The following is a 19151-nucleotide window of genomic DNA, read 5'->3' as shown; positions in this document are numbered from 1 at the left end:
TCGCCCGGCCCGGGACGGTTGTCACGTAAACAGGTGGTCGTCGGAGGCGGTGAACCGCATCGGCAGCCGCTCGTAGCCGTGCAGGAAGTTCGACTGCATCAGGCGAGCGCCTTCGGCCGGTTCGCAGCCGGTGAACAGATCCACCGTGTGCCGCAGCACCGCGCGCAGCTGGGCCCGGCCCAGTGCGGTGCCGGGACAGCTGTGCGGGCCGGCCGCGAAGCCGATGTGCGGGTTCGGATGCCGACCGGCGTCGAACGTGTCCGGCTGCGCGAAGACGGCCTCGTCGCGGTTGGCGGAGCGGGGCCACACGACGACCGGATCGCCGGCCGCGATGGCCTGGCCCGCCAGCTCGACGTCGCAGGTGGCGACCCGGGCCAGGTGCCGCACCGGGTTGCCCCACCGCACGGCCTCCTCGACCGCCGTCGGCACGGCGGACGGATCGGCCCGCAGCGACGCGAACACGTCAGGCATCCGAGACAGCGCGTCCAGCAGGTTGGTAAGCGCCGCGCGGGTCGTCGTGGTGCCGCCGATCGCCAGGTTGAGCGCGTTGAGGACCACCTCGCCGGTGGTCAGGGCGTCCCGGTCCGCGGTGCCCGCCGCAAGCCGCTGGACGAGACCGTCGGCGTCGGACCGGTGCCGGCTCGTGCGCAGCAGCCGGGAGAAGTAGCCGAGCAGTTCGCCGTTCGCCTGTTCCGCCTCCTGGCGGAGGTCCCCGCCGGCATCTGCCGCTGCCCGGGACAGGAACACCCGCGACGTCCGGCTGGTGATCCAGTCGAGGTCGGCAGGTGGCAGCCCGAGCAGCAGGCCCGCGGCGTGGGTCGGGATGCGGGAGGCGACGGCCTCGACGACATCGACCGTCCCGCCACGGTCGCGCACGGCCACGAGCAGCCTCCGGGCGTACCTGTCGACCTCCGGCTCCAGGTCGGTGACCACGCCGTCGGCGAAGAGGGCGCCGATGCTGCGGCGCAGGCGACGGTGCTCCGGCGGGTCGGTGACCTCGACCATCATGCCGCTGGCCGGGTCCGGGCCGGGCCGCAGGCTGTCGAGCGTCATGCCGTTCGTGGCCGAGAAGGTGATCGGGTCCCGGTAGACCCGCATGGTCTCCGCGTAGCGGATCACCGCCCAGAAGCCCGGTCGGCTCTTCGGGCCGTGCCAGAAGACGGAGTGGACGGGCCGCAGGGTCGCGAGGATCCGCTCCAGGTCCGGCGTACGGGCCGGATCCGGGTCGGCGAGGTCGATGTCCGGGATCGGGTCCGTGCGGTCGAGGACCGGGCCGGGCGACGTACTGCTCATCGGGACACCACCGGAGCGTCGGGGTTCGCGGCGACCTCCGCCAGCAGTGCGACGTAGTCGCCGGCGAGGCGGTCGACGGTGGCCTCGTCGAACAACTGGGTGGCGTACACCAGCCCACCGTCGACGCCGCCGTCGGCCCGCGCGGTGAGGTCGCAGGACAGGTCGTACCGGGATGCGGGCGGATGCGGAAGTGGGAAGCCCGCCGGGTGGGCGGGGATGCCGTGGGCGGCGAAGTAGACGTCGAACAGGGGATTGCGGCCGGGCGACGCTTCGGTCTGCGCCGTCGTGGGCACCGCGCCGACGATGTCCTCGAACGGCAGCACGGCGTGCTCCGCGGCGGCGACAGTGGCCGCGCGCACGCGGCCGAGCAGGTCCCGGAAGCCGATGCCGCCGGCGAGGTCGACGCGGATCACTGCCGTTTCCTCAAGCATGCCCACGACGTGCTCCAGTCCGGGGCGGTCGCGGCCGGCCACGGGTACGCCCACAGTCACGTCCGTCCCGCCGGTGTGGCGGGCCAGGAGGGCGCACAGCCCTGCCAGCAGGGCTGTGCCCCGGGCCGCGTCCCGGTCCGCCGCGACGTCGTCGAGTGCCCGCACGACGGCCGCCGGCACGTCGAACCCCACCCGGCCGCCGCGCCAGTCCCGCACCTCCGGCCGGGGCCGGTCGGCTGGCAGCTCGGCCGTGGCGGCCCCGGACAGCGTGGACCGCCAGAAGTCCAGGTGCCGTCGCGCCGCCGGGCCGGCCGAGTGTTCGCGCTGCGACCGCGCGACGTCGGCGTAGCCGAGCAGCGGGGCGGGCACCGTGCGACCCCGGTACGCGGCCCGTACCTGGTCGGCGATCAGTTCCCGGGACCGGTCGTCGGCGGCGATGCGGTGGACCACGATCAGCAGGTACGCGTACTCGTCGGCCGGTCGGCGCACCAGGCGGACCCGGACCGGAGGTGCGGCACCGAGGTCGAAGGGGCGGTCCAGTTCCTCGGCCAGGATCGCCGTGGGATCGCCGTCCTCAATGGTGAGACGCTGCGGCGCCGCCGGCTGCACGACCGGGACCGGCAGGCCGGACGGGTCCGGTTCGTAGCGGGTACGCAGGATCGCGTGGCGTTCCAGCAGGCCGGTCACGGCCTGCTCCAGGGCTGTGGTGTCGACCGGGCCGGGCAGCCGGACGACCACCGGTGTGTTGTCGACGGTGCTGTCCGGTGCCGCCAGCTGATGCAGCCAGAGCCGCCACTGCGCGGCGGAGAGCCGGGCGTCGCCCGCGTCGCGCGGTGCCCCGGCCGGCGCTCCGGCAGTGCGGTCGCCGTCCAGCAGCGCGGCGATTCCGTAGACGGTGCGGGCCTCGAACAGTGCGTTGATCGGCACCTCGGTCTGCAGTTCCTCGTTGAGCCGGAGCACGATCTGGACGGCGCGCAGCGAGTCGCCCCCGAGGGCGAAGAAGTCCTCGTGCGGGTCGACCTCGGGCCGTTCGAGCACCTCGGCCACGATCGCGGCGATCCGCTGCTCGGTGGTGCCGCCGGTCGGCGCGTCCGGGGACGTACGGCCGCTGGTCCCGGCCGGTTCGGCGGGCCGGGGCAGGGCGGAGCGGTTCAGCTTGCCGTTCGGCGTACGGGGTAGCTCGTCCAGGACGACGAACTGGGCCGGCACCAGGTAGGCAGGCGCGCAGCGGGCGAGGTGCCGCCGCAGTTGCCGGGCGTCGGGCGGGTCCGCCGGATCGACAGGCCGGACGTAGGCCACCAGCCGGGCGTTCTCGTCGCTCCCGCCGAACGCCCGCACCGCGGCCTCGGCCACACCGGGGTGACCAGTCAGCAGGTGCTCGACCTCGCCGGGCTCGATCCGGAACCCACGGATCTTGATCTGGTCGTCGCTGCGGCCGAGAATCTCGATCCGCCCGTCCGGGTGCTGTCGGGCGATGTCACCGGTGCGGTAGAGCCGGGCTCCGGCGTCGTCCGGGTCGGCCACGAACCGCGTGGCGGTCAGGGCCGGGCGGCCCAGGTAGCCGGTGGCGACGCCGGCGCCACCGATGTAGAGCTCGCCCTCCTCGCCCGGCGGCACCGGCCGCAGCCCCGCGTCGAGCACCCGGAGCGAGGTCCGCCGGACCGGGTGGAAACGGGCCGGCGTGCCCCGTTCGTGGCGGGTGACTGCCGACCACACCGTCGTCTCCGTCGGCCCGTACAGGTCCCAGAGCACGACTCCCTCGCCGAGCAACCGCTCGGCGAGTTCGGCCGGCAGCCGCTCCCCGCCACACAGCACCGTGAAGCCTGGCGGCGGCGACCAGCCGGCCTCCAGCAGGAGCCGCCAGGTGATCGGTGTCGCCTGCATGACCCGTGCGCCCGTGTCGGAGAGCAGCGCCGCCAGCCGGCGCGGGTCGCTCGTCTCGCCGTGCCGGGCGACGACCACCCGGCCGCCGGTGGTCAGCGGCAGGAACAGCTCCAGGCCGGCGATGTCGAAGGAGACGGTGCTCACGGCGGGAAGCACCACCGCGTCGGGCAGACCGGGGCGCTCGCGCATCGACTCGATGAAGTTGGCGAAGGCGCCGTGTGTCACCACGACGCCCTTGGGTCGGCCCGTCGAGCCGGAGGTGTAGATGACGTAGGCGGTGGAGTCCGGGTGCAGCGGCGCGGGGTGCACCGGGTCGCGGCACACCGCGACGTCGGTCAGCTGGATCCGGGTCGGCACACGCAGGCCGGGGGCGCCGGCGGCGTCGGCCGTCAGCAGGATCCGCGCCCCGCAGTCCGCGATGACGTGGTTCAGCCGGTCGGCCGGGTGCTCGGGATCGAGCGGCACGTACGCCGCGCCGGCGAGTTGGACACCGAGCAGCGCCGGCACCAGGTCGACTCCGCGGGGCACCGCCACCGCGACGGGCTCGCCCGGCCCGACGCCCGCGTGGCGCAGCGCCTCGGCCACCCCGGAGGCCTCCGCGAACAACTGGCCGTAGGTGAGACGGTTGCCTGCGGACTCCACAGCCACCGCGTCCGGCTGCCTGTGCGCCACGGCCCGGATCAGGTCCGGCACGGTGGTCCCGGCGCCGGTGCCGGGACGAGCGGAATCCGGTACGGCGACGAGGCTTTCAGCGGAATCGTGGATGCCGATCACGGACGCTCCTCCGATGCGGGGCGGTCGGATCCCAAGTCAACGGAGCGGGGCCACGACGGTCAACATGGTCTGCTGTCCCGCGTTCACCGGACATCGGGTTCTGGTCGGGCCTCCGGCGCGCGGCGTCCGTCCCCGCTTCGGGCGACGGTCCGCAGGCAGCCCCGCGCCGGTAGCCTCGGCGGCGATCCGCTGCCGGGCCACCGGCGGCCGACGATGCGCGAGGGGGAACTTCTGCCATGTCCCCTGCCGGCGAGGCGCAGCCCGACGGCGCCCAGGTGTGGGTACGCGGCCCTCGCAGCATCGACGTCGGCCGCAGCGTGCTGGTGTGGCGCTCCACAGTCCCGGCGCGGACCGTCCTGCTCTGGCGCACCCGGCGGGGCACTGCGGTAGCGACGGACGCCCACTGCCCGCACCGCGCGTACCTCATGGTGGACGCGCGACTGGTGCGCGACGCCGTCGAGTGCCCGCTGCACGGTTACCGCTTCGGCGCCGACGGCCGCTGTGTCAACTTCCGGCGCTCGCCGGATGCGCAGATCGTCGATGTACGGGAGGCCGACGGGTGCCTGTGGCTGGCGCTGTGAGAGGCCGTCGCCGCTTTCCGTGACTGCCCGGCCACCGGCCCCGGTCCTAGCGTCGTGCTGCGAACGGCTGCTGCCGCGACGACCGGAGGGCGGGATGCGACGTGCACCGCATCGACGGGGTGGAGTCGCCGGTTCGGCTCCCCGACGCCGACCCGCTGGGGCCGTTGCGAGCAACGCTGGCCGCTGCCTTCCGCGACAAGAAGCTCAAAGGCCTTGCGCCTGAGCTGGTGGTCGGCGACGGACCGGGCTGGATCTGCGCCGGCAGCATCGCCGACGGCACCCGGCTGCCGGAACTGCTCGACGCCGTGGCCCGTCGCCGCCAGGCCACACCGCACGCCGCCGCGACACTGGCGTGGAAGGCGTACACCTACGCGGTGGCGTTGCCCGCAGTGCTCGGCTGGGCGTCGGCCCGGCGGGTTCCGCTGGTCCGTGCGACCGATGTGGTGGTACGCCTGGACTCGCCCGACTCGGTGCTCACCGTCGCCCTCCGGCCGTCGGTACGTGTGGCGGTGCTGCCGTGGGATCCTACGGCGCGCGGGGGCGGGGTCGAGGTGGCCACGGACGAGGCCGGTCTGCTCGCCGCGCTACGCGGAGCCCTTGTGGACGCGCACCTCGGCCCGATGCTGACGCACATCCGGATGGTGGCCCGCGTCAGCTCCCGTTCGTTGCGCGGGTCGCTCGCCTCGGGCGTGGCGCACGCCGTGCTGAGGGCCGCCCACACGCTGCCCGGCGATGCTGTCGACCACGTCGACACGCTGCTCACCGCGCTCCGCGTACGGGATCTCGTGGATCTGCTTCCCGGGCCGGACGGCGGCGCGACGGTCCAGCGTCACACCTGCTGCCTGGCCTTCACTCTGCCGGAGGCGAAGATCTGCGCCGGTTGCTGCATCCGACTCGCCCGCCCGCCGGGCGGCTGACGGGCGGGCGCCACGGGCGTCACCGCAACCCTGACACCGCAGGCGGGAGGCCGGGACCGTCGTCCCGGCTTCCCGCGACATGCGCCCCGATGGCAGCCTGCATACCGTGGGCGGGCGACGGAACCGGTCGCCTGGTCGCACCGCGCCAGCGTCACCGATTGGGACGGACTTCGACATGGAAATCGCCGTTGCCCACCTCGAAGCCTGGATGCGCGACTACTACCACAAGGTTGACCACGACATCGGCAGCAGCGGGGTACGCGACCTGTCCATGCACGAGTTCCGCGCCCTGTGCGGGTTCGAGCTGTCCGAGCTCGACGGCATGGTGTTCCACGACAGTGAGAGCTACGGCGGCAGTCGGCTGCGTGCCGCGCTTGCCGACCGGTGGACCGGCGGCGACGTCGACCGGATGATGGTCACCCACGGCTCCAGCGAGGCGATCTACCTGGTCATGCATCTGGCGCTGGAACCGGGTGACGAGATCATCGTGCTCGACCCCGCTTACCAACAGCTGTACGACATCGCGGCGTCCCGGGGTTGCCGGGTGACCCGGTGGCAGCTGGACCCGGACGCCGGGTTCGCCGCCGACCTGTCGGTGCTGCGCGAGCTGGCGGCGCGCGGGCCGCGGATGATCGTCGTGAACTTCCCGCACAACCCCACAGGTGTGTCCATCACTGCCGAGCAGCAGAAGGAACTGGTGGCGATCGCCGCCGAGGCGGGGGCCTGGCTGGTGTGGGACCACGCGTTCGGCGAACTCACCTACACTGCCGACCCGCTGCCGATCCCCATCGAGTACGAGCGGTCGATCGTGTGGGGCACGTTCTCCAAGAGCTACGGCCTGGCCGGGCTGCGCGTCGGCTGGTGTGTCGCGCCCCCGGAGCTGCTGGCCCGGATGGCGGTGCTGCGCGACTACATCGCGTTGTACGTCTCGCCGGTCCTTGAGTTCTTCGCCGAGCAGGCGGTCCGGCACGCGGACCGGATCGTGGCCATGCAGCGGGAGCACGCCAGCGCCAACCGGCAGTTGCTCATCGACTGGGCGGCGGACCGGCCGGAACTGGTGCGGCTCAGCCCGCCCGCCGGCGGGGTGGCCGCGTTCGTCGAGTTGCTCGGCCAACCGGACGTCGTCGCCTCCTGCCGCCGGCTGGCCGAGCAGCACCGGGTGCTGCTCGTACCGGGCGTGTGCTTCGGCGAGGCCTACCGCAACCACGTCCGGCTCGGCTTCGGCGGTAGCACCGCCGAGCTCACCGCGGGTCTCGCGCTGCTCGACCGGGTGCTGCGGGAAGACGTTCGGCCGCCGCGCGCCTGAGGCGGTTTCCCGTCCCCAGGCGCGTGGCGGCTCCTCAGTTGGCGGCGGACAGTTCGCTGTAGGCGCGGACGAGCGTCTGAGCCGCCGTCTGGACGGTCTCGAACGGCCGGGCCAGGGACAGCCGGATCAGGCGCAGGCCGCCCTCGGGGTCGGCCCAGTGGAACGGCGCGCACGGCAGCACGTGCACACCCCGCTCGCGCATGTCCTTGTACAGCAGCGACGAGTCCGGCCCGTTCTGCGGCAGACCGATGCGGGCCACGCTGATCTGCGAGGTCGGATCGGCAAGGCGCAGGCCGGCCGGCTCGATCGCCTCCCGTACCGCAGCGCGGTTGCGCTCCACGAGATCGCGCGCACGCTCGTAGCCACCGTTGACCCAGTCGGCGGCGAGCGCCTCGACCAGCTGCAGCACGACCGGCGAAGCGGCGAGCAGCGACTCGGAGAAGGCCCGCTCCAGTGGCAGATCGGTCCGCTCGCTGTAGGCCAGCAGCCCGATCTTCAGCTCGTGCATCGGCCACAGTTTGCCGGTGTCCTCGATCGTGATCCAGTCCGCGCCGGCCGCGTCGAGGACCGCGTACGTGTCGTACTGCGCGTCCCGGACCTGGCCCCGGAAGCTGGCGTCGATGATGACTGTCTGCCCGTGCTTGACGGCGTGCTCGGCGAGCGAGCGCAGGTGACCTTCCGGCGTGACCAGCCCGGTGGGGTTGTTGGGATGGGTGAGGACGATCGCCTGTACCGGCGCGCCGGGCCAGGACTGGTCCAGCATCGCCTCCTCGCTCAGCGGCACCAGCTTGAGGCCACGGGTGGTGAACAGGTCGGCGATGTTGTCGAACGTCGGGTGCAGCACGGCGATCGTGGCGCCGGCCGGCAACGCGCGGGCCACGATGTCGGTGGCAAGAGTGGAGGAGTAGCAGCTCAGAATCCGGCCGGTACCCACCGGCGCGGTGTGCTGCCCGATCGCATCCAGAAACGCGCGGTGGGCCGCCGTCTCGATCGCCGGGAAGGACCGACGGGTCGCCGTCGTGAACATCTCGGGGAGCCGAGCCACGATCGCGGCCTGCTCGGTGGAGAGATCCAGCCGGGCGTGCCCGTCGGTCAGGTTGAGGCCACCATCGACGTCGGACAGTGCGTCGACTTCCATCGTGGTCAGATTGGCAAGCTCGGTCATATGTCAGTCCCGAGGGTGTCGGCACGCCGGCTGACGGGCTACGGCGTGGACCCAGCAGATGATTTCTAGGACGAACCTAGGGTCGCCGAGGTCGACGCACCTGTCCCCTCTACCGGGGACCGCAGGGCCGCAGCCCGCGACCATAGGCTGCAACCGCAGGTCGCCGACGGCGGACCACCTCGGCCAGCGGGAGGCCACGCGTGCATCACCTGACGCTCACTCCGGCGGACAACGCGGCATTGACACCGATGCTCAGCGAGCTCGCGAGGGCGTACAAGACCATCGAGGAGCCGGATTTGATCCGGCGCGCGCCGGTTCTCGCGCGGCATCTGCCGACGCACGTGCTGGAGTTCCTTGAGGAGTACCGCCTCGGCGAGCCGTCCGCTCTCTGCCTGATCTCGGGCCTTGAGATCGAGCTGGAGAAGCTCGGACCGACTCCGCCGCACTGGCGCAACAGCCAGTACGACTCCCCTGCCCTGCCGCAGGAGATCTTCTTCCTGCTGTGCGGCTCCGTGCTTGGCGACGTGTTCGGCTGGGCGACCCAGCAGGACGGCCGCATCATGCACGACGTGCTCCCGATCGAGGGGCACGAGCACTACGAGATCGGCTCCAACAGCCTTCAGCACCTGTCCTGGCACACCGAGGACGCGTTCCATCCCTGCCGGGGCGACTACGTGGCGCTGATGTGCCTCAAGAACCCGGACCTGGTGGAGACCGTCGCGTGCGACGCCGGTGACCTCGACTGGTCGGCGCTGGACGTGGAAGCCCTGTTCGAGTCGGAGTTCACCCAGATGCCGGACAACTCGCACCGGCCGGAGAACGCTTCCGACTCCACCGGCGACCCGGTCGTCGACCGGCTGCGCCGGCGCAGCTTCGCGCTGATCCAGTCGTGGAACGACAACCCGGTCAAGCGGCCGGTGCTCTTCGGCGACCGCACCGACCCGTACATGGCGCTCGACCCGTACCACATGAAGACCGCCGGCTGGTCCGACCGGTCGCTCGGCGCGTTCCAGGCGTTGTGCGACCAGATCGAGGCGCACATGCAGGACGTCCGCCTGCGCCCCGGCGACTGCCTGTTCATCGACAACTTCCGGGCGGTGCACGGACGCAAGTCGTTCCAGGCGCGCTACGACGGCTCCGACCGCTGGCTGAAGCGCCTCAACATCACCCGTAACCTGCGCGGTTCCCGGGCGTGGCGGCCGGCGGCGGACGACCGGATCATCTACTGACGCGGCGGGTCAGCGGCCCGCGTCGGCGAACCTGCCGGCGAGGACCGCTATCGCGTCCCGGTCGAGGTTGCCCACGCTCACCCGGACGGTACGGCGGTCGTCCGGAAGGAACGCGGTGCCCGGCATGACGAGCGTGTCGTGCTTGACCACCAGCTGGCGCACCACGTCGTTTGTGGAGCGGCCCGGGAACGGATGCCGCAGCCAGGCGAAGAAGCCACCGCAGGAAAGCAGCTCGAAGCCGCCGGGCCGGGCGGCCATCGTGTCGGTGAACCAGGCCCGCCGATCGGCGAGTTCCCGGGCCCGCACGGAACGCCACCCTCGGGCGTACGTCAGGCCCGCCCAGGCGGCTTCCTGCCCGATGCGCGGCGCGCAGACCGCGACGCAGTCCAGCAGCTTGCACACCTCGCGGTTGAGTTCCGGGGAGGCGACCACGGCGCCGACGCGGTAGCCGGGAATGGCCAGGTCCTTGGAGAACGAGTGCAGGCTGACGACTGTGCGTTCCCAGTGCGGGCCGGCGAACAGCCGGTGCGCCGGCTCGTCGGTGTCGCGGAACGACCGGTACGTCTCGTCGAGGATCAGCGCGATGCCGTGCCGCTCGGCCACCGCGGCGAACGCCGCGATGCCGTCCGGGTCGACGGTGACCCCGCTCGGGTTGCCCGGCGTCACAAGCACTATCGCGCGGGTACGGGGCGTGACGAGTCGTTCGGCGTCGGCGGCGCGTGGCACGAGGTCCGGCCCGGGCTCCAGGTAGACAGGCGTGACGCCGTTCAGCCGCAGCCACATGTCGTGGTTGAAGTAGTACGGCAGCGGCAGCACGATCTCGTCACCGGGCCCGGCCAGGGCGGCGGCGACCAGGCTGAACGCCTGGTTGCAGCCGGCCGTGACGACCACGTTGTCGGCCCCTACGGTCCCGCCGTAGTCGCGGCCCAGCTCGGCCGCGAAAGCACGACGCAGCCGGGGCAGGCCAGGCACCTCGGTGTACGCGCCACCGTCGGTGGCGCGTGCCGTTCGCACGATGTGCTCGACGACGACCCGCGCTGGCCCGTACTGCGGCGCTGCCTGCGCGACGTCAAGCAGGTGCCCGTCGTTCTCCCGCAGATCCAGGAGGTCGTAGGCCGCGCTGATCGGCGAGTCGTTCGTGTTCCGTGTCCGGCTGTTGAATCGCACGACCGGCGCTCCTGTTCACGACGTCGGTGTCAGCAGACCTTGTGCACCCAGTGGTGCGGATCGGGCCCGCGGCCGTACTGGATGTCCAGCAACGCGCTCCGGAGCCGGTGCGTCACCGGACCGGGCTGGCCGTCGCCGATCCGCCAGTCACCGGTGGCGGACCGGACAGTCCCCACCGGCGAGATCACTGCCGCGGTGCCGCAGGCGAAGGTCTCGGTGAGCGCGCCGGACGCGCAGTCGGACTGCCACCGCGACGTACTCATCCGGTCCTCCTCGGCAACCATGCCCAGCTCTCCGGCCAGGGTCAGCAGCGAGTCGCGGGTGATTCCGGGCAGCAGGGCACCGGTCAGCTTCGGTGTCACGATCCGCGGGCGGGATCCCCCGTACACGAAGAACAGGTTCATCCCGCCCATCTCCTCGACCCACAGGTGCTCGGCGGCGTCGAGCCACACCACCTGGTCGCATCCCTGCGCGGTGGCCTGCCGGGTGGCGAGGAACGCGCCGGCGTAGTTGCCCGCCGCCTTGGCGTCGCCGGTGCCGCCCGGGGCAGCGCGCACGTAGTCGTCGCACAGCCACACGGTCAGCGCCCGAGGGCCGGACGGGCCGAAGTACGGCGCCGCCGGGGACGCGATCACGCAGAAGAGGTAGCTGCTCGACGGATGGGTGAAGCCCAACCCGGGCTGCGTCGCGATCATGAAGGGCCGCAGGTAGAGGCTGTTGCCGTCGCCCGGCGGTACCCAGTCGCGGTCCTGAGTGACGAGCAGCTCGACTGCCCGCACGAAGGTGTCCACCGGCAGCTCGGGCATCGCCAGCCGGCGCGCGGAGCGGTTGAACCGCTCGGCGTTCGCCATCGGCCGGAACAGGGCGATCGAGCCGCTGTCGTGCCGGTACGCCTTCATGCCCTCGAAGACCGCCTGCCCGTAGTGGAACACCGAGGTGGCAGGCGGGAGCGTGAACGGGCCGTACGGCTCCAGCCGCCCGTCGTGCCAGCCACGTTCCTCGGTCCAGCGCACCGTGACCATGTGGTCGGTGAACTGCCGGCCGAAGCTGGGCTGGGCCAGGGCGGCCGCGCGCTTGTCGTCGGACAGGCACTCGCCGTTCGGGCAGATCTCGAACTGGACCACGGCGTCTCCTCAGGTCGCCCGGAACGTATGGACCGCGCTATCCGCGTGACCCTGTCCCGTGAACGCGGGACAGGGTTCAGGCGGCGGGCTCCACGGACGTGGACGGACGCCCTTCGGGAGGCGGGGGCGCGTCGCGGATCATGCCGCCGAGCAGGGCGGCCCGCGTGAGTTCGGCCTTGTTGCCGGCGCCGATTTTCGCGCGAATGCGTTTGACGTAGGTGTCCACGGTGTGCGGACTGATCCCGAGCCGGGTGGCGATCTGGCTGTGGGTCAATCCGCAGGAGATCTGCCGCAGGACCTGCTCCTCGCGCTCCGACAGGTGGTGGGCGGGCGGGTCGACCCGCCGCGCGGCGGACGGCGCGTCGGTAGCGCCGGACGACACGCAGTATCCGGATGTGACGGCCCGGATGGCGTCGACGAGTCGTTCGATCGACTCGCGTTTGCAGATCACTCCGGATGCGCCCGCCTCAAGGTAGCTCGCATCGTCGTCCTCGTAATTGGCCAGGACCAGGACCGCCGTACTCTTCGCGGCGGTGGCGATCTGATCCAATTCGTTCGGCGGCGACAACGCGTCGACGTCGATGAGTACGGCGTCGGCAAGCCAGTTCGGATCCTCGTCCGGCGACGTGCGCACCGCGACGATCTTGATCCCGGCGTTGGTCAGGGTCTGGACGAGGCCGACAAGGAAAATGGGTGAGCTGACCACTAGATCGGTGCGAATCACGCATGTCCCCGCAATCACATGGTTACCGTTTATACGGTTTTGCCATCCGGGCTGGGTTCGGTCTCCTCATTTATCGCCGTAGGGCAGAATCGTGTATTCGGTCGAGCGACTGCCGCCGGAAACGGCATCGTTCGCCTGCAACAAGTGATCTATGAGGCCCTATCGACGCTAGCAATGGGCGTGTCCGGCACAGGTCCCTGCTTTGGGGGACGCGTCCTGCCGTACGCCGCCTGACCGGCCCTCCCTTCACCGCCCGGCGCTGATTTGTCCTATATGGATATCCCCATGACGGACGACCCCCCTGGGACCGTTCGAATAGGATGTGTCGTATTTCGGCGCTGTGTGCGATGCTTGAGCGCCGGCCGGCAGACGCTACAACGGGGCGCGCACATGCTGGATACATCGGGCGCACATCGCTCGACTTTCCCCGGTTTCCGGGACGGGCTATGCTCTCGATCATCGTCAATTTGGATCTCCTCGGCCCCCTGCGGGTGTCGCGTGACGGCGTCGAGGTGCCACTCCCGTCGGTCAAGCAGCGGCTGTTGCTGGCCGGGCTGCTGCTGCGGCCGAACGAGGTGGTCGGCACCGACGAACTGCTCGCCGTCCTGTGGTCGGACGAGCCGCCCGCGTCGGCCACGGCGAACCTTCGAACGTACGTGCACGGACTGCGGCGGGCGCTCGGTCCCAGCGGACGGGAACGGATCACCGCGACCGCCGGCGGCTACCTGATCCGACTGTCGCCGGGTGAGCGCGACCTCGACCGGTTCGACGCGGCGGTGGCGCGCGGCCGGGCGTCGCTGGCCGCCAGCGAACCGGAACAGGCGGCAATGCACCTCGCCGACGCGCTCGACATGTGGCGCGGCGCGCCGCTGTCGGACCTGCCGCACACCCCGCTGCTGGCCCGCAGGATCCGACGGCTGGTGGAGCGGCGATTGCTCGCCGAGGAGGACCACGCCGCGGCGCGGCTGGCTGCCGGAGCGGCGGCCGGGGTCATCGAGCGGCTCCGCGCACTTGTCGACCAGCATCCGCTGCGGCAGAGGGCATGGGCGCACCTGATGACCGCGCTCTACTACACGGGCGACGTGTCCGGCGCGTTGGACGCCTTCCAGCAGGCCCGGGGCGCGCTGGCCGAGCAGACCGGGCTGGATCCGGGACCGGAACTGGTCCGGCTGCGCGACGGCATCCTGCACCACCGGCTCGCCTCCGGAGGTCCCGGCCCGACGATCGGAGGTCCGGCCGCCGGCAATCCGGCCGCCGGCAATCCGGCCGCTGCAGGTCCGGCCGCCGGCAATCCGGCCGCTGGAGGCCCGGTCACCGGCGATCCGGCGGCCCGGCAACGGGACGACCGCCGGCCCGCCCAACTGCCACTGGCCCTGCCCCGTTTCATCGGGCGCGAGCCGGAACTGTCCCGACTCGATCACTGGCTGGACGACGGTACGACCGGACCGACCACCGTGGTGATCTCCGCGGTGAGCGGCATGGCCGGCGTCGGCAAGACGGCACTGGCGCTGCGCTGGGCACACCGGGTGGCCGATCGCTTCCCCGACGGCCAGCTGTACCTGAACCTGCGCGGCTACGACGACGTCGACGCCGTGTCCGCCGCGGAGGCGCTGCGCAGTTTCCTGGAGACCCTCGGCGTACCGGACGCCCGGATACCGACCACCACGGACGCCCGCATCGGGCTGTACCGGAGCCTGCTTGCCACCCGCCGGATGCTGATCGTGCTCGACAACGCCCGCGACTCCGACCAGGTACGCCCACTGCTGCCGGGCACCGGCTTCTGCGCGGTCGTGATCACCAGTCGTGACCAGCTCAACGGCTTGATCCGGGTGGAGGGGGCGAAGCCGCTGACACTGAACGTCCTGACCGAGCAGGAGTCGCGGACTCTCCTTGGCAACTGGCTGGGGGCCGGACGGATCGCCGGAGAGCCGGCCGCGGTGGCCCGCATCATCGACGCCGCCGGGCGCCTGCCCCTCGCCATGTCGATCGTGGCGGCTCGCATGGCGGCGAACCCCACGCTCCCGCTGACCGCCTTCGCCGCCGAGCTGCGCCGACACGAGGCGCTACTGGACGCGCTCGACGACGGTGACGTCCGGCGCGTCTTCTCCTGGTCGTACCGGGCGCTCAGCGAACGGGCGGCGGAGCTGTTCCGCCTGCTCGGCCTGCATCCCGGGCCGGATCTCACAGCTGGTGTCGCGGCCGCCCTGAGCGGGCAGACGCCGGCCGCCGTCATGGCACCACTGCGGGAGCTGACCCGGCTGCACCTGTTGACCGAGCACCAGCCAGGTCGGTACGTCCTGCATGACCTGCTCCGCACCTACGCCGCGGAACTGGCCGCGTCCGGTACGCGCGACGACCATCGCCGTGCCGCCTACCAGCGCCTCTACGACCACTACCTGCACCAGGCCTATCCGGCGGCGCGTCTGCTGCAGCCGCAGTGGGCGCCGATCCCGCCGGTGCCCCGGCTGCCGGACAGCCTCGCCACCCCGCTCGCCGACCGGCAGGCGGCACTGGACTGGTTCGCTGCCGAACGCCGGGTGCTTGTGCGCGTCGTCCGGCAGGCCGCCGACACCGGTTTCGGCGCCTACGCCTGGCAGCTCGCCTGGGCGCTGACCGCGTTCCTGGCACCGCATGGTCTGTGGCAGGACCAGCTCACGGTGCAGCAGATCGCGGCGGCCGCGGCGGAGACGGCCGGCGACCTGGGCGGGCAGGCAATGGCCAACCGGATGTTGGCACGCGCCGCGCTGCGGCTCAACCGGCACGACGTGGCCGCGCGTCGGCTGGAGTACGCGCTCAAGTTGTACGAGCGGATCGGCGACCTGACCGGCCAGGCTCAGACGCTGCACAGTCGCACGGAACTGGCGTACGAGGTCGGCAAGCCGCAGGACGCGCTCGTCTACGGCCGCCAGGCGTTGCGGCTGCACCGGCTGGCCAACAGCGCCGCCGGTGAGGGGCGCACCTTGAACGCGATCGGGTACATCTACGCCACTACCGGCGAATACGAACTCGCCATCGCCAGTTGCACCGAGGCGCTGGCCCTTCAGGAGAAGATCGACGACCGCAACGGCCAGGCGGCCACCCTGGACAGCCTCGGCTTCGTCCACGAGCGGCTCGGCGCGCACGAGCGTGCCGCTGACCTCTACGAACGGTCGATCCGGCTGTTCCGGGACTCCGCCGACCGGTACCACGAGGCCGAAACGCTGGTCCGGCTCGGTGACGTCCGGGCGACGATGGGCGACCTGGCCGCGGCCGGGGAGGCGTGGCGCCGCGCCACCGAGATCTACGACAGCCTCGGCGACCCCGCCGCCGACGACACCCGGAGCCGGCTGGACCGGCTGGACGGCAAGTGACGTCGGACCCGCGAGACGTCACACCTGGCAACCCGACCGGCCGGGTGTACCCCTTTCCGGGGACACCTGACAGCCCGGTGTACCGGGACCGCCCTCTCCCCTAGCCCGGCCACCCACCCGGCCCGCCCGGGCGTCCGAGGGGACGTGAGGTGCTCAGCCGGCGAGCACCCGGACGCGGATCAACAGGGTCGGCGGCGCCCACTAGACTCTGCGGCATGGCAAAGCCCCAGGAGAAGGTCTCGTTCGGCCAGCGGCTGAAGCAGATCGGGATGGTGTTCAAGTTCACCGCCAAGCAGGACCGGTGGTTCGCGCCTCTGGTCGGTGCCGCGGTGCTCATCCCCCTCGCCGTCACCGTGGCCGCGGTCATCCTCTGGAGCTGGATCTGGCTGCCGGTGGGCATCCTGTTCACCCTGCTCGCGGTGCTGATCGTGCTGAACCTGCGGTCCAACAAGGCGATGATGAACGCCGCCGAGGGGCAGCCCGGCGCGGCGGCGCAGATCATGGAGAACATGCGCGGCGACTGGCGGGTGACCCCGGCCGTCAGCTCCACGACCCAGATGGACATGGTGCACCTGGTGATCGGCCGGGCCGGCGTGATCCTGCTGGCCGAGGGCAACCCGCAGCGGGTACGCGGCCTGCTCGGGCAGGAGAAGCGGCGGCTTGCCAAGGTGATCGGCTCCGCTCCCCTGCACGACTACGTGATCGGGCAGGAGGAGGGCGAGCTGCCGATCCGCAAGCTGCGCACGACGCTGCTGCGGCTGCCCCGCGCGCTCAGCGGCAAGGACGTCAACGCGCTGGACAAGCGGCTCAAGGCGCTCACCGCCCGGCCGCAGATGCCCAAGGGCGCGATCCCGAAGAACATGCGGCCGCAGGGCGGCGCGTTCCGCCAGTCGCGGGGGCGCTGACACCTTTCGACGTACACCGTGTGAGGAGCCGGGCCCACCACGGGCCCGGCTCTCGCGCGTTGTGGGCCCCCGCCATGGCGGCGGTCAGGCCGCGCCCGGCGGGGTCAGGCCCGGGGCGCGTCGACGATCACCGAGCCGGTGAGCCGGTCGTGCAGGCCGCGACGGTGGCCATCCATGATCAGTGCGGGTACGACAAGGGCCAGCAGCACTCCGCGGCCCAACGCCCGGAGTAGCCCGATCCGACCCCCGTCGAGCCAGTTCACGCAGCGGATCTTCGTGATGTACATGCCGGGCGTCTGGGCGAACAGGCCGAGGAAGATGCCGTACTCCAGGATCAGCACCAGCACCGGCGCCCAGCCGTCGCGCACCGGGTCGGCGAAGATGTTTGCCACCAGCAGGCAGAGCACCCAGTCGATGATCAGCGCTCCGAACCGTCGTCCCAGGGTCGGCGGGGTGAAGGTGGGGTCGGTGGCCGGCGCTGCCGGGGCGTGCGGATTGGTCACAGTGATCAAGGGTATCCGTGCCAGAAACCGGGACCACGAGTACCGCCAGCACCGCGTGCCGAATCGGGCTATTGGCATCAGATGTCACTACACTGCCACGAGACGGTATGGTGGATCACGCGGTCTGAGTACGTGAACAGGAGCGTTGCTGACGCTCCGGGAGTGACGTAACACGGCAGAAACACAGGAGACATGGCCGGGCAACCCCCTGGCCATAGCGTCGCCGAAAGCCTAGCCACCCCGTTGGACGTGCCAGGAGGATGTGTGTTCGCCAATCCCGAGGAACTGCTGCGATACCTCAAGAACGAGGACGTGAAGTTCGTCGACGTTCGTTTCTGTGACCTGCCCGGCGTGATGCAGCACTTCAACCTGCCGGTCGAGTCTGTCAACGACGACCTCTTCACCGATGGCCTCGCGTTCGACGGTTCGTCGATCCGCGGATTCCAGGCGATCCACGAGTCGGACATGCTCCTGCTCCCGGACGTCGCATCCGCATTCATCGACCCATTCCGGGCGCAGAAGACCCTCGCTCTCAACTTCTTCATTCACGACCCGTTCACCCGCGAGGCCTACACCCGCGACCCCCGCAACGTCGCGAAGAAGGCCGAGGCGTACCTGGCCGCGAGCGGCATCGCCGACACCGCCTACTTCGGCGCCGAGGCGGAGTTCTACATCTTCGACTCGATCCGCCACGAGACCTCGGCGCACCAGTCGTTCTACTACATCGACTCCGTCGAGGGCGCGTGGAACACCGGCCGCGAGGAGCCGGGCGGCAACCGCGGCTACAAGACCGCGTACAAGGGCGGCTACTTCCCGGTGCCGCCGGTCGACCACTACGCCGACCTGCGCGACTCGATCGTGCGCCGGCTTGTCGACACCGGCTTCACCGTGGAGCGTTCGCACCACGAGGTGGGCACCGCCGGCCAGTCCGAGATCAACTACAAGTTCTCGACGCTGCTGCACGCCGCCGACCAGCTCCAGCTCTTCAAGTACATCGTGAAGAACGAGGCCTGGGCCAACGGCAAGACCGCCACCTTCATGCCCAAGCCGCTGTTCGGCGACAACGGCTCCGGCATGCACACCCACCAGAGCCTCTGGCTCAACGGTGAGCCGCTCTTCTACGACGAGACCGGCTACGCGGGCCTGTCCGACACCGCCCGCTGGTACATCGGCGGTCTGCTGCACCACGCGCCGTCGCTGCTGGCCTTCACCAACCCGACGGTCAACTCGTACCGTCGCCTGGTGCCGGGCTTCGAGGCGCCGGTCAACCTGGTCTACTCGCAGCGCAACCGCTCCGCCTGCACCCGTATCCCGGTGACCGGCAGCAACCCGAAGGCCAAGCGCGTCGAGTTCCGCGTGCCGGACCCGTCGGCCAACGTCTACCTCGCCTTCTCGGCGATGATGATGGCCGGCCTGGACGGCATCAAGAGCAAGATCGAGCCGCCGACGCCGATCGACAAGGACCTCTACGACCTCCCGCCGGAGGAGTGGGGCGACGTCAAGCAGGTGCCGGGCTCGCTGTCGGCAGTGCTCGACTCGCTGGAGGCCGACCACGACTACCTGCTCGACGGTGGCGTCTTCACCCCCGACCTGATCTCCACCTGGGTCGAGTGGAAGCGCGCCAACGAGGTCGACCCGGTGCGTCTGCGCCCGACCCCGCACGAGTTCGCCATGTACTACGACTGCTGAGTAGTCGCTACAGCACCGGCCGGGGGGGGGGCGCCCCCACCGGGGGCCGCCCCCCCCCGGTGGGACCCCCCCCCCCCCCCCCCCCCAAAAAAGCAGAAAAAAAAAAAAC

14 protein-coding genes are annotated in these 19151 nt (G+C 71.2%); 7 read left to right on the top strand and 7 right to left on the bottom strand.

Translation table 11 applies throughout. The features are described 5' to 3' along the window. Positions 1-21: 21 nt before the first annotated feature. The gene (locus tag ACLQ23_RS30495; RefSeq protein ID WP_355597764.1) at positions 22-1293 is read right to left on the bottom strand and encodes a cytochrome P450; all 1272 of its coding nucleotides are present in this window, start codon (positions 1291-1293) and stop codon (positions 22-24) included. After that, positions 1290-4382 (bottom strand): amino acid adenylation domain-containing protein, encoded by a 3093-nt coding sequence (locus tag ACLQ23_RS30490; protein ID WP_355597766.1) that lies wholly within the window; start codon positions 4380-4382, stop codon positions 1290-1292. The genes ACLQ23_RS30495 and ACLQ23_RS30490 overlap by 4 nt, the downstream gene beginning before the upstream one ends. Positions 4383-4618: 236 nt before the next feature. On the opposite strand from ACLQ23_RS30490, the gene ACLQ23_RS30485 reads away from it, so the two are divergent. The 3 genes from ACLQ23_RS30485 (at position 4619) to vioD (ending at position 7186) form a co-directional block, all read left to right on the top strand. Continuing rightward, entirely contained in the window at positions 4619-4963 is a 345-nt protein-coding gene (locus ACLQ23_RS30485; RefSeq protein WP_355597768.1) for a Rieske (2Fe-2S) protein, read from the top strand. A 101-nt stretch (positions 4964-5064) separates the two neighbouring features. After that, positions 5065-5880, top strand: a complete 816-nt coding sequence (locus tag ACLQ23_RS30480) for a hypothetical protein (protein WP_355631278.1) — start codon at positions 5065-5067, stop codon at positions 5878-5880. Positions 5881-6055: 175 nt separating this feature from the next. After that, the gene (gene vioD / locus ACLQ23_RS30475) at positions 6056-7186 is read left to right on the top strand and encodes a capreomycidine synthase (RefSeq protein ID WP_355597772.1); all 1131 of its coding nucleotides are present in this window, start codon (positions 6056-6058) and stop codon (positions 7184-7186) included. 34 nt (positions 7187-7220) lie between these two features. Here vioD and ACLQ23_RS30470 read toward each other — a convergent pair whose 3' ends face one another. After that, positions 7221-8324 (bottom strand): aminotransferase class I/II-fold pyridoxal phosphate-dependent enzyme, encoded by a 1104-nt coding sequence (locus tag ACLQ23_RS30470; RefSeq protein ID WP_355597774.1) that lies wholly within the window; start codon positions 8322-8324, stop codon positions 7221-7223. A 227-nt stretch (positions 8325-8551) separates the two neighbouring features. Between ACLQ23_RS30470 and vioC the strand changes: the two genes are divergently transcribed. Beyond that, positions 8552-9580 carry an arginine beta-hydroxylase, Fe(II)/alpha-ketoglutarate-dependent gene (gene vioC / locus ACLQ23_RS30465; protein WP_355597776.1) on the top strand — a complete coding sequence of 343 codons (1029 nt, stop codon included), beginning with the start codon at positions 8552-8554 and terminating at the stop codon, positions 9578-9580. Positions 9581-9589: 9 nt separating this feature from the next. Here vioC and ACLQ23_RS30460 read toward each other — a convergent pair whose 3' ends face one another. The 3 genes from ACLQ23_RS30460 to ACLQ23_RS30450 all read right to left on the bottom strand — a co-directional run bounded on the left by ACLQ23_RS30460 (position 9590) and on the right by ACLQ23_RS30450 (position 12577). Beyond that, a complete protein-coding gene (locus tag ACLQ23_RS30460) occupies positions 9590-10747 on the bottom strand; it encodes an aminotransferase (protein WP_355597778.1) in 1158 nt (385 codons plus the stop codon). A gap of 29 nt (positions 10748-10776) precedes the next feature. Beyond that, positions 10777-11871 (bottom strand): branched-chain amino acid aminotransferase, encoded by a 1095-nt coding sequence (locus tag ACLQ23_RS30455; RefSeq protein ID WP_355597780.1) that lies wholly within the window; start codon positions 11869-11871, stop codon positions 10777-10779. A 76-nt stretch (positions 11872-11947) separates the two neighbouring features. Continuing rightward, positions 11948-12577, bottom strand: a complete 630-nt coding sequence (locus ACLQ23_RS30450) for a response regulator transcription factor (protein WP_355597782.1) — start codon at positions 12575-12577, stop codon at positions 11948-11950. A gap of 464 nt (positions 12578-13041) precedes the next feature. On the opposite strand from ACLQ23_RS30450, the gene ACLQ23_RS30445 reads away from it, so the two are divergent. Next, positions 13042-15945: an AfsR/SARP family transcriptional regulator gene (locus ACLQ23_RS30445; protein WP_355597784.1), complete on the top strand. Its 2904-nt coding sequence runs from the start codon at positions 13042-13044 to the stop codon at positions 15943-15945. Between the two features lie 215 nt (positions 15946-16160). Beyond that, on the top strand, positions 16161-16850 hold the full coding sequence (locus ACLQ23_RS30440; protein WP_355597786.1) for a DUF4191 domain-containing protein: 690 nt from the start codon (positions 16161-16163) through the stop codon (positions 16848-16850). Positions 16851-16954: 104 nt separating this feature from the next. Here ACLQ23_RS30440 and ACLQ23_RS30435 read toward each other — a convergent pair whose 3' ends face one another. Beyond that, positions 16955-17353 carry an RDD family protein gene (locus tag ACLQ23_RS30435; protein ID WP_355597788.1) on the bottom strand — a complete coding sequence of 133 codons (399 nt, stop codon included), beginning with the start codon at positions 17351-17353 and terminating at the stop codon, positions 16955-16957. Between the two features lie 264 nt (positions 17354-17617). Between ACLQ23_RS30435 and glnA the strand changes: the two genes are divergently transcribed. Next, a complete protein-coding gene (gene glnA, locus ACLQ23_RS30430; RefSeq protein WP_355597790.1) occupies positions 17618-19042 on the top strand; it encodes a type I glutamate--ammonia ligase in 1425 nt (474 codons plus the stop codon). Positions 19043-19151 lie beyond the last annotated feature (109 nt).

This window comes from Micromonospora sp. DT41, from assembly GCF_049841715.1.
Taxonomy (GTDB): Bacteria; Actinomycetota; Actinomycetes; order Mycobacteriales; family Micromonosporaceae; genus Micromonospora; species Micromonospora profundi.
This window is presented reverse-complemented; position numbering and strand designations above follow the sequence as displayed.

What these genes read in the sequence shown, in the direction of transcription:
- ACLQ23_RS30495 (WP_355597764.1), bottom strand. Translation starts at nt 1,293, where the DNA reads ATGAGCAGTACGTCGCCCGGCCCGGTCCTCGACCGCACGGACCCGATC.
- ACLQ23_RS30485 (WP_355597768.1), top strand. Translation starts at nt 4,619, where the DNA reads ATGTCCCCTGCCGGCGAGGCGCAGCCCGACGGCGCCCAGGTGTGGGTA.
- vioD (WP_355597772.1), top strand. Translation starts at nt 6,056, where the DNA reads ATGGAAATCGCCGTTGCCCACCTCGAAGCCTGGATGCGCGACTACTAC.
- ACLQ23_RS30470 (WP_355597774.1), bottom strand. Translation starts at nt 8,324, where the DNA reads ATGGAAGTCGACGCACTGTCCGACGTCGATGGTGGCCTCAACCTGACC.
- ACLQ23_RS30445 (WP_355597784.1), top strand. Translation starts at nt 13,042, where the DNA reads ATGCTCTCGATCATCGTCAATTTGGATCTCCTCGGCCCCCTGCGGGTG.
- ACLQ23_RS30440 (WP_355597786.1), top strand. Translation starts at nt 16,161, where the DNA reads ATGGCAAAGCCCCAGGAGAAGGTCTCGTTCGGCCAGCGGCTGAAGCAG.